General features: G+C 45.4%; 10 protein-coding genes. 1 reads left to right on the plus strand and 9 read right to left on the minus strand.

What is annotated here, in order from left to right; all coding sequences use genetic code 11:
* Positions 1-65: 65 nt before the first annotated feature.
* The 4 genes from K9N57_15290 to K9N57_15305 all read right to left on the minus strand — a co-directional run bounded on the left by K9N57_15290 (position 66) and on the right by K9N57_15305 (position 4,337).
* The gene (locus tag K9N57_15290; protein MCF7805547.1) at positions 66-557 is read right to left on the minus strand and encodes a hypothetical protein; all 492 of its coding nucleotides are present in this window, start codon (positions 555-557) and stop codon (positions 66-68) included.
* Positions 558-718: 161 nt separating this feature from the next.
* A complete protein-coding gene (locus K9N57_15295) occupies positions 719-1,642 on the minus strand; it encodes an NAD(P)-dependent oxidoreductase (GenBank protein MCF7805548.1) in 924 nt (307 codons plus the stop codon).
* Between the two features lie 158 nt (positions 1,643-1,800).
* Complete coding sequence (locus tag K9N57_15300) at positions 1,801-2,523, minus strand: hypothetical protein (GenBank protein MCF7805549.1); 723 nt, start codon at positions 2,521-2,523, stop codon at positions 1,801-1,803.
* A gap of 242 nt (positions 2,524-2,765) precedes the next feature.
* Entirely contained in the window at positions 2,766-4,337 is a 1,572-nt protein-coding gene (locus K9N57_15305) for a hypothetical protein (protein MCF7805550.1), read from the minus strand.
* Positions 4,338-4,427: 90 nt separating this feature from the next.
* On the opposite strand from K9N57_15305, the gene K9N57_15310 reads away from it, so the two are divergent.
* Entirely contained in the window at positions 4,428-4,742 is a 315-nt protein-coding gene (locus K9N57_15310) for a hypothetical protein (protein MCF7805551.1), read from the plus strand.
* Between the two features lie 104 nt (positions 4,743-4,846).
* Here the strand turns inward: K9N57_15310 and K9N57_15315 are convergent, their stop codons facing one another.
* From K9N57_15315 to K9N57_15335, 5 genes are all read right to left on the minus strand, one after another.
* Positions 4,847-5,290: a hypothetical protein gene (locus K9N57_15315; GenBank protein ID MCF7805552.1), complete on the minus strand. Its 444-nt coding sequence runs from the start codon at positions 5,288-5,290 to the stop codon at positions 4,847-4,849.
* Positions 5,277-6,242 carry a 6-bladed beta-propeller gene (locus K9N57_15320; protein MCF7805553.1) on the minus strand — a complete coding sequence of 322 codons (966 nt, stop codon included), beginning with the start codon at positions 6,240-6,242 and terminating at the stop codon, positions 5,277-5,279. Before K9N57_15320 ends, K9N57_15315 begins: the two co-directional genes overlap by 14 nt.
* Positions 6,235-7,392, minus strand: a complete 1,158-nt coding sequence (locus tag K9N57_15325) for a hypothetical protein (GenBank protein ID MCF7805554.1) — start codon at positions 7,390-7,392, stop codon at positions 6,235-6,237. The genes K9N57_15320 and K9N57_15325 overlap by 8 nt, the downstream gene beginning before the upstream one ends.
* Before the next feature lie 112 nt (positions 7,393-7,504).
* Positions 7,505-7,684 (minus strand): hypothetical protein, encoded by a 180-nt coding sequence (locus K9N57_15330; GenBank protein ID MCF7805555.1) that lies wholly within the window; start codon positions 7,682-7,684, stop codon positions 7,505-7,507.
* Between the two features lie 423 nt (positions 7,685-8,107).
* Positions 8,108-9,118 carry a hypothetical protein gene (locus K9N57_15335; GenBank protein ID MCF7805556.1) on the minus strand — a complete coding sequence of 337 codons (1,011 nt, stop codon included), beginning with the start codon at positions 9,116-9,118 and terminating at the stop codon, positions 8,108-8,110.
* Between the last annotated feature and the right edge of the window lie 290 nt (positions 9,119-9,408).

Genomic DNA, 9,408 nt, shown 5'->3' on the forward strand with positions numbered 1-9,408 from the left:
ATAAAACCTGCCATCCCGCTGCGGCGGGATGACAGGATAAAATTCGGAAGAAAGATTTTCGCTTATTATGGGAATTGCGTAGTCTCCGAAAACAAGTATTTCACCTGCGCCGGCCACATGCCCGCAGTGGTATCCGTCTCTAAAACTTTAAACTTCACGTATCCGTCCCGGCACTTTGCCACGAATACATGATTGGCCCGTAGCGGTGTGTGGGGAGGTACATCCCAAACAGTCGGCGCTTCGGAAACCTCGCTCAGGTCAATGATGCCATAATCTTTGGTCTGGTTCCTTCCGTTGTTTTCATCGGACTGGTATGTTCGCCACCAGATCCCACTGGAGTAATCAGGATGGCTTTCTCCGTCCGGAGCCCAGACGATAGTTTCGCCATCGCTGTTTTGGTAATTCGCGGTATCCGCTTTCCCTTCCGAGAAATCGAAACCTTCATGCGTTAACGTTACTTCCGTCCCGGAATCGGAGGAGAATGTCGTATCAGTACAACCGAGCCAAAATCCCATGCACAGAACAGAGACCACCAGAATAATGTTAAACCGTTTCATGATACCAATCCTTTCAGGGAGTTAATATTGCGGTATTGAGGTGTGAGAATCTGGTGTGAAAATCGGGAGCAGCGACTAATATTTCGAGATATCCGGATAAAATGGCAAGTATTTATTGATCGCCACAGTTACAAAATGAAAAACGTCACATTATCACCTGTCTAAAGTATATTTGTCTTGCGCATCCACTCGATACCCCGACGCAAGGCTTCCTCCGGCGGGTATTGCGGTTCATATCCAAGGATGGTACGGATTTTGACGATATCCGGACAGGAATGCTCTCGAAAGACATAATTCGCTTCGGCCTCAGGCAGGTGGTCGGCAAAGAATTCATCCCAGTCGATGGTATTGACGATGAGATCCCGGCGGTATGCTGTTTCATATATCCCGATTATTTTTTCCCAGGTGATGGCATAGGGCGGTCCGACATTGAACAGTTCCCCGGTTGCCGTCTCCCGTTTTATGATGGCGAGATAGATCGCATTTGCGGCATCCGTCACGTCGCACGGTGCTAACAACGTATTGCACCCTGTTGGCAACCTGACCGGTTCTCCATCAGCGTGTGCCCGGTGGGTATCCGGGTTATTTCCGCCACGCAGGTCTATGGGCACACCGCCGGGGCCGGCAATCTGTGAGAGTATAATCCCGGTAAAGGGCACTCCGTCATGGGTTGCCTGGCCCTGGATGCCCAACAAATCACGGTACCGCCGGGCAAATTCTTCGGACTCGGGTGGATTTTGTGTCTCCTCCGGCGTCGGTATTATCTGTGGTGGACCGTACATCCGGATATTACCACAGCCAATGAGATGACTGACTGTATCGCGGACTTCCGTATACGTACCCGTCAGATCAATTCCGGCCAAGTCCACGAGGACATCAGTCTGCAACTCGCTCAATACACGATGCCAGCGCTCACTCTGATACTCGTACGGTTCCCGGATAACCGCAACGTTCTCCCAGTGTCTCGTTTCCGGAAGTGCGGTCTCTTCGTCAACAATTACGGAGACAGCCATCCCTCCATCGACCAAAATCGGCACAAGATACCGTCCCAGATGTCCATCGCCAAAAATGAGACTTACATTCATTGTCCTTCTCTCCAATATTGAAATAATAATATTCAATTTACTTGAAATCACAACAAAATTACATCTTGAATCCCCGCTTGTGTAAAGCGTATTAAAAAAGCCCTTCCGGAGATTCCGGAAGGGCTTTTCCATTCGCTGGGAATTTGGCTGTGAAAGGCTTAGGAAACCACTTTTCCTTCGGCATCCCATTCCACATAATTCGACTGGGTCACATCACCGTTTTCATCGATGAGTGCATATTCGTAGCTCCCTGAACCATTTTCATGGATGATTACGGTATATTCAAACTTGTTATCATCACCCTGAATTGTGGAGGTGGCCGTCAGCGTACCGTTATCATCGGTCGACCAGACGACGTGATAAAAGTTATTTTGTCCCTCCGAACTCCCGGATGCCCGGGCATATGCTCCCCAGTCCCAGGTGAACTCACCAGCGGACCCATCGTCGGCGGTCCACCCGGAGAAGATCTCTTCCGAATCGAAGGTAATGGTGGTGTCGTCAGTTACAATTGTACCGTCATAGGTCGCGGACCACAAGGTGCCATTTTTACCGTCGCGTGATTCCGGTTCAGCCTCATACTCGATGGTCAGGTTCCCGTACGTTACGGTACTGTTCGAACTCTGGCGCTGCTGGTAGATAGAGCTGTACATGTTCTGGCCGAGATTCATGTGGCTCTCCACGCTCAACACTCCTGAATACGCTTCGGGTGAATTCTCCTGCAAGCTATCCGGAACTTCTTCCCGGAGATTGACTTCTTCGGGTTGCGTAATTTCCCCGGAACCTTCCGGTTCGGTTGAGCTGGAGCAACCGATCATACCCAGCGCCACTAGTATTATCCCGCCAAGGAGTGTAAATTGCTTTATCCTTCTCATGGCTTTCATTCTATTCGTGTTCCCCTTTCGTGTTGTTGGTTTGGTCTGTTTAGATGGCATTGATCTTACAAGTCAATAAGTAGTTTCTCAATTGGTTCCGCCGGGGAAATATTTTGTCGTGGGATAGATCACATTTTACATAAAAAAATCCCGGCCTGGCGAGCCGGGACATAAAAAACCGGGTATCCCGTCATGGAGGGGAGATGATCGAGACACCCGGCGTACCGTCTATTCGTGTTTTTGGAGCTTTCCTATTCCTGCAGTGCCCAGATTTTATCGTAGCCGAACTCTTGTTCTTTGGCTTCCAGCTCTTTCAAACCTGCATCCAGCGCCCTGATGATCTCGTCTTTCCTGACAACCCGATTCAGGATATCCGTTGGATCGGTGGCTTCGGCCTTGGCGCTATCTAATTCCACTCCATTGCCCCAGACAACTCCCTGGGCATAAATAGTCGGCCCCAGTTTATAACCGTTCGGCGGTCCGGAGACGCGGAAACTGAGCCGGGGCGACAACGAAAATGACTCCCACGGCATTTCCAGGTCCAGCGTAACCGCAATCAGACCATCCACATCCAGTTCCTCGATGAGCCGGGCATCCACACGATCGGAAGCAAAAGTCGACGAAACCGATCCGATGATCGCACCCAGTGTCGTGGGGATTAGATTCTTCGTGTTTTTATAGCTCTTGCTGACTTCCACCTCGGTCACACCGTCGTCGATTGTCTCTAGTTCCTGATAGGATGGCGTGGCGGTCACCTGTTCCACCGGGATGAGTTCGATGTTGTAATTATCCTGGAAGGTTTGTACCACGTCATCATACATATCGTCAACTAACCCTTCCCAGAACTCGTCCGGGAGTGTCGGGAATTTTCGGGTTTTGGTCGTTGTCGTCGTGGTGGTCACCTTATAACTGCCGTAATAACTGCTGGAGGATGAGGTTTTTGTCCGGCTCTGTTTCAGTTTGGTTGCCCGGACCGAGAGCGATGTCAGGGCAAATTTTTTCCCGCTGGAAAGCGGCTTCCCAAGGAACGCATTGGGTTTGGTGATATCAAATTCCATAGTGCCCTTCTCGCTTGTCATTTCATCTGAGACTGAGATACCGTAGACGGCATCCCGTTTACCGGCTACCTCCACTGGCACTGCGTCCCATGAAAGCGACAGCACCTGGGCTGCCCCGACGCCGGCATTATGAATTGCCGGGGAGACTTTGTACCGTTCCACCCGCAGATACGACTCGCCGGATATGGGAGAGAGCCCCGGAAGGTGACGAAACGCGCTCGCCGGAATTACAACCCGTTCCTTCTCCCTGAACTGGACAATATCCACCCAATCACGTACGCCCATAACATCCATCAGAAGGCTAACTTGCATATTGCGGTTTTCGACGCCGGCCGGTACATCAAACTCCAGCACAAGATCGTCGCCCAGATCTACGACACCCGAACCGCCATTGACGGACTTGATATTCACCTCTTCGATGGGTTCCACGTCAAATTCAGCCCGCTGACCGCTCGTAGTCTCAATTACAAGGTGCTGGGGAACCACCTCATCTTTGTCCAAAAAGCGTCCGTTTGCTCCACCTGAGTAATACGGCAGTGTATCGCCATTTGCTGTCATGGTAGCATCCAGTTTATACATCCCTATACCGGATCGTTTAAAAACATTCACTCCAATGATATTTCGGCCTTCCCGCCATTCGCCTTCAAGGAATCCGGATTCTGTCGTTCCGGTTTCCGGTGGATACAGGTTTCGAATGAATCGCACCTGTAATGAGACGTTGCTGAGGTCGGCAGTTGACTGCGTAATCATTTTTGATACCATCATCCCGATTTGCATACATCCCGTTATCGTGATCGATAACAGGAGACGGCTGTCTGTCCCTAGTATGGCTTGACCACACCAAGAGGCTCCCTTATGGACAAACGCAAACTCAATCGCAAGCGATACTTCAGCGAACAAATTCGCCGGCATGTGGTTGAAGAATTTCGCACCGAACCGTATTGTGGTTTAAACTTGACTTTAGGAGTATTTTCCCATTTTGTGCCAGCAACAGCAGCACACATATTAATAGCGAGTATATCCTCAGCAACGTTTCATTTTTCAAAATATTTTACCCCAATTTTTTACTTATATGCATGGAGCCCCCCGGATTTACAGCCGGGGTTCCTGCTTTGGTCTGCTCCCCGGGAATATACTACCTCTAAATCTTTGGAAATTTCCAGGGATTGATTACACAAGGTCGGGGCCTTTTCTTCCTCCGGGAAGATTGGATAATCCGGACTATTGAACACTGATTCCGTCCCATCGAATTGGCAGCCGGAGAAGCCGGGTTGTCAGTTATCCTCTGAAATATCATAGGGTTGTTTGAACAGGACGAAAAAGCAGAGCAGTATTATCGCTTTTTGAATCAAGACCGTGATGGCTTCACCGGGGAGGCCACAGCCACAGTCATTGAGCAACCCGCCCAGAACGAGGATGCTGATAAATATTCCGCCGGTAGTAAATCCCAGGCCGATCCCTGCGATAATTTTGCGGTACGGGTGTATCCAAACGCCTATGATTATTCCAATTTCCCCGACGATACTCCCCCAGTACACTGCCGTTATAGCCGGGAGCCACTTTTCTCCGAGCAGCAGCACCCATCCCACGGGGACAACGAACCCGCTTCTGGCTTTCAGGATGAGCGTCAAAAGAAAAAATGCAGATATTACGTACGGAATCAGCGCGATGGCCTGTCCCCGAATCCAATGCAGAGAGATTGCATTATTCGAGCGCATAGATCACCACTTTGGGTACGGGTTCATTACAAATCCCGTATAAAAAACCGTTATTGATGTGAAATCCGAGGAGGCAATCCGGTAATACCGATTTTTCCTCAAGAATCAAATCAGCCGAATATTTGGATAAAGTGGCAAAGCCGTTGCATTCGATCTGCTGTAAATTTCGGTTCCACCATAAAGCATAAAGTGCCCCATTAAAATACTGAATGTCGTACACAATGGGTTCTCCCCGAATAAATGCAGCATTTCCGCGCAGTTCCACGCTAGGTTCCGGGAGATCCAATTTGAGAGTTGCTGTTTCTACATTCCTGAAATTTGAGTTGTACTTTTCAATAACCGGTTTGTAAAAATACCCAGCATAATAATCGTAATTACTGTTCGTCCAAAAATTCATTTTACTGAATATTTGCATTTGTTGTGGGGCTTTGTCAGAGAGTGGTTCTGATGCACTCCCATCAACCACATTAGACTTGATTAATTGACCGGATACTGAATACCTCTGGAGATAACCATCATTATGTGTCAGGGTAACCACTTGATATTCACCGTCAGAATAGTTGAAGGAAAACGGCAACATCTGCTTTACACTGAATTCGTTCAGGAAGGTACCCGCGGTGTCAAACTGGACAACCTTTAATCCTGAATGCTCAAGTACCGCAAGTGTATCATTGTGGAGTACGATGTCGACCGGTTCGACAAATTCGCCGGGCCCTTTGCCCTGGCGGCCGAATGATGTGATGAGCTCTCCATTTTCTGAAATAACAAATACTTTAAGATTACCTTCATCTAACACGAATGTCTTTGAACCATCAGATGTTATTTCTTTCAACCGATAGAATCGCTCATGGTTGATCTCACGAACCTTCTGTATCATATCGTCAGCAAAGCACCTGGTGGACACGCCTGCTATTATTACAATCGATAATACAATCCTTATATAGTTACCCATTGATTAATCTCCGGACGTAATCTTTGGTAACAGCGCCTTCAACTAACTCACTCACACTGATCGGAACCAGGTAAAAATTCGTTATATCCTTCAAAACCGGTCGTTGAACTGTTGACGAGTTTAACAGGTATAGTTGCGAATCCAATCGTATAATTTCTCCGGGAACTATCCCATCAGCGAGTTTTTTTCCATTGGATAGAAACATAGAATACTGGCACTGTTTCTTCTCTTTAAAATGTGAAAAAACGGCTATTATGGTATCCCCGAAAGCAATAACGCCCTGCCAGTATGAGAACGAACCCGGGATATTAAACATACGGTTCACTTTATCTTCGGTCAGATGCCGGGGAAAGCCTTTAAACTCAGGAAAATCGACTTCCAGTGTTTTTACTTTTTCAAATTGACTGGTATAAAATTCTATCCGATTATTTTCAATTGGATTTATGGTGAGTATCTGGTTGTCGAAAATTTCAATAGGAGGGCTAACGTAGGTGGACAGATAATCTATGGCTTCAGCAGTGGCAGCATCAGTTCGAACAAACATCGTGGAATCGATTAACTCGAGATCTGTGTTATATTTTGCCAGATAGTAACCGGAGTAGTTGGAGTATAAATGGTTAAAGGCTTTGTCCGTCTCTTTTCTCCGGGAGAAGTCATTCGTGTCGTATTTCCTCAGGTACTCATAATATTTTGTAAAGTGCAGGCCCGAAATGATAATTTCGGAATCAGGGGTGATTTCAAAAAACCTTATGTGAGGATGATGGATGGCATTGAGCAAACGTTTTGAATTATAGTCTGCTAGGTAAATATGATTGATACCGATCTCCATTGAATTGAAAAGAAGTAGGTTATTGCTCTGTTCTAATCCTATTATTTTTCCAAAATTAGTTGCAATATTCGTCGATGTATTTACTATTCCACGTAAAAAATCATACTGCCGTACCTTTGAATTTTTTTTACCGATTGCATAAAGATTATCACCGTTGGTAATAAGTATTGTACCTCCAACACCGGTAATTCGTGCACCATATAAATTTACTCCTTTGAATGCCTTAGGCTTTGAGAGCGGAATTACTGTCTGTGCAAAGGATGATACGGGATTTAAAAAAACCAACAGGACAAAGAAATATTTAAATATCAAGTTTCCCATGGATATATATCCCATATTCTATGAATATAAATTTATCAAAAATAGCGACAGGAAAGGTCGTGCGAGGTTGTCAAACCTGACACGACCTTTCTATGCATGGGATCACATTAGTTTAGAAGAATATCGCAACACATGCCCAGCGTTGATTATCAACGCAATTGCCATGACTATCGCTACTACCAACATACGCCCTGATCGCACCATCGGTTGGTTGAGGTGTGGTCATTAAAGTTCCCCCAACTAACAATAATGCAATAAACAATCCGGATAATGCTCTCGCTATATGCTTCATGATTGTTCTCCTTTTACTTTTTGAGAGTTACTAGCGTTAATAATTCCTATAAGACCGACTGTGGCCTCTTAGGAGTTACCAAAGGGGTATAAGCACTTATCCCTGGTTCCCACCAAACATTCTATAGAACTTACTACAATTTTTACAATGATTGTGCCATGATTTTATACTTTTTATTTATATCTAATAATCTCTTGTTTTAAATAAATTTACATCAACTAAAATATTTTGGTTTTTATCGGATAAAGTAAGAAAAAATCTTCCTCAACGAAGAAGGATTCTTCCTGTAGTCAGAATTCCAATGCGGTCATAAACGAATGTATTCTTTGAAATTCCGAAATTATTTATCCTCCAATCGACTTTTCAATATAATGAACTCATTCTGTTATTGAACCTTTTAAGGATGGAGATTATTTCACACTATCACATACCGGTTTCAAATCTATATTTTTCAATATACGAATAATGCGCATTTTTATTTGATTCCGTAAAGTTCCAGAAATACATATACCTTCCGCTGGAACACAGGTAGATCCTATCGGATGACACAAAATACCTGACCAGGGATCCCTGTTTATCTATCAGATAGTAATATTTTTTTTTCGGGTCGGAAAACCGGATCGCGTGTAAGAAGAAATACTCCGACTTCCCGTGTAATAATGCAATGTTTTGCACAATATTCACCTGGGGTAGTTTCGAATCATCCTCAACTGCTGAAGTATGCTCAAAACCCGGTAAATGGTTGAGCAAAAGCACATCAGTGATCTCCAGGTGTTCACTTATTGTGATGATAACTCCAGGAGCTGCAGGGCTCACATAAAAACAACTGTTCATGGAATCAGCGAGAATACTGCCTCCGTTAATATTATGCCTGGATACCTTAAACACTCTCCCTTTTCCGGGAAACTTTTTTAGCAGCCTGGATTGGGCTTCCCGCTTTTCACTCAGACTATATGCTCTGAGGAAATAACCAGGATCATTACTAGAGGCTAATAGCATGGTATCCAATATGCCAAAATGCCTCGCACCGATCAATCCGGGAATTTTGATAGCTTGAAATGGGATTTCTTTCGTAAGTGGAATCCGTTTAATCAGCCCGTTATTTTGGTCTGAAAAATAGAGGTATTTTTCCCATATTCCGATATGCATCGGCGTCGAATATTCGTACGGACCTACCCCGCGCCTGCCAATGGTATGAAAATCCGTAAAACCGCTATCAATTTTGATAATTTTTCGTTTGAAAAAATCGGAGACATATAGGTTCCGGCTCTTATCAAAGACGGCGGACATCGGAGAACCGGAAAACACGGAGTCAGGCACCCGATATGTCTCTGTCCGGTGAAAATAGTCTTCCAAAGATTCGACAGGTGTCTTGGCGCATCCAATGCTGAGTAAGACAGCTAAACTCACAGCCACTATATTTATAAATTGCATAAAATTTATCCAAACCTAATAATGAAGTTCCTACAGATTGGCTCGCTTCGCAGCAGTTCATCGAGGTGTTTTAATGAGCATCAGTAGCATCCATTTGAGCCATCCGAGGGTAAAATATTTTCTTATTTTCATTGCAATTATTTACTAATAAAACCCGTTGTGTGAAACTAGGCCAAGGCATGTTTCACCTGATTGAGCGGTCGTTTTTTGACAAATTTATTCACGTATTGGAGCAACGTAAACGCCGTGACTTTGGCTAAGACGCGCGTGGCCACCCCTGCAAAGGTTTT

The organism is Candidatus Neomarinimicrobiota bacterium (genome assembly GCA_021734025.1).
Lineage (GTDB): Bacteria > Fidelibacterota > JAANXI01 > JAANXI01 > JAANXI01 > JAANXI01.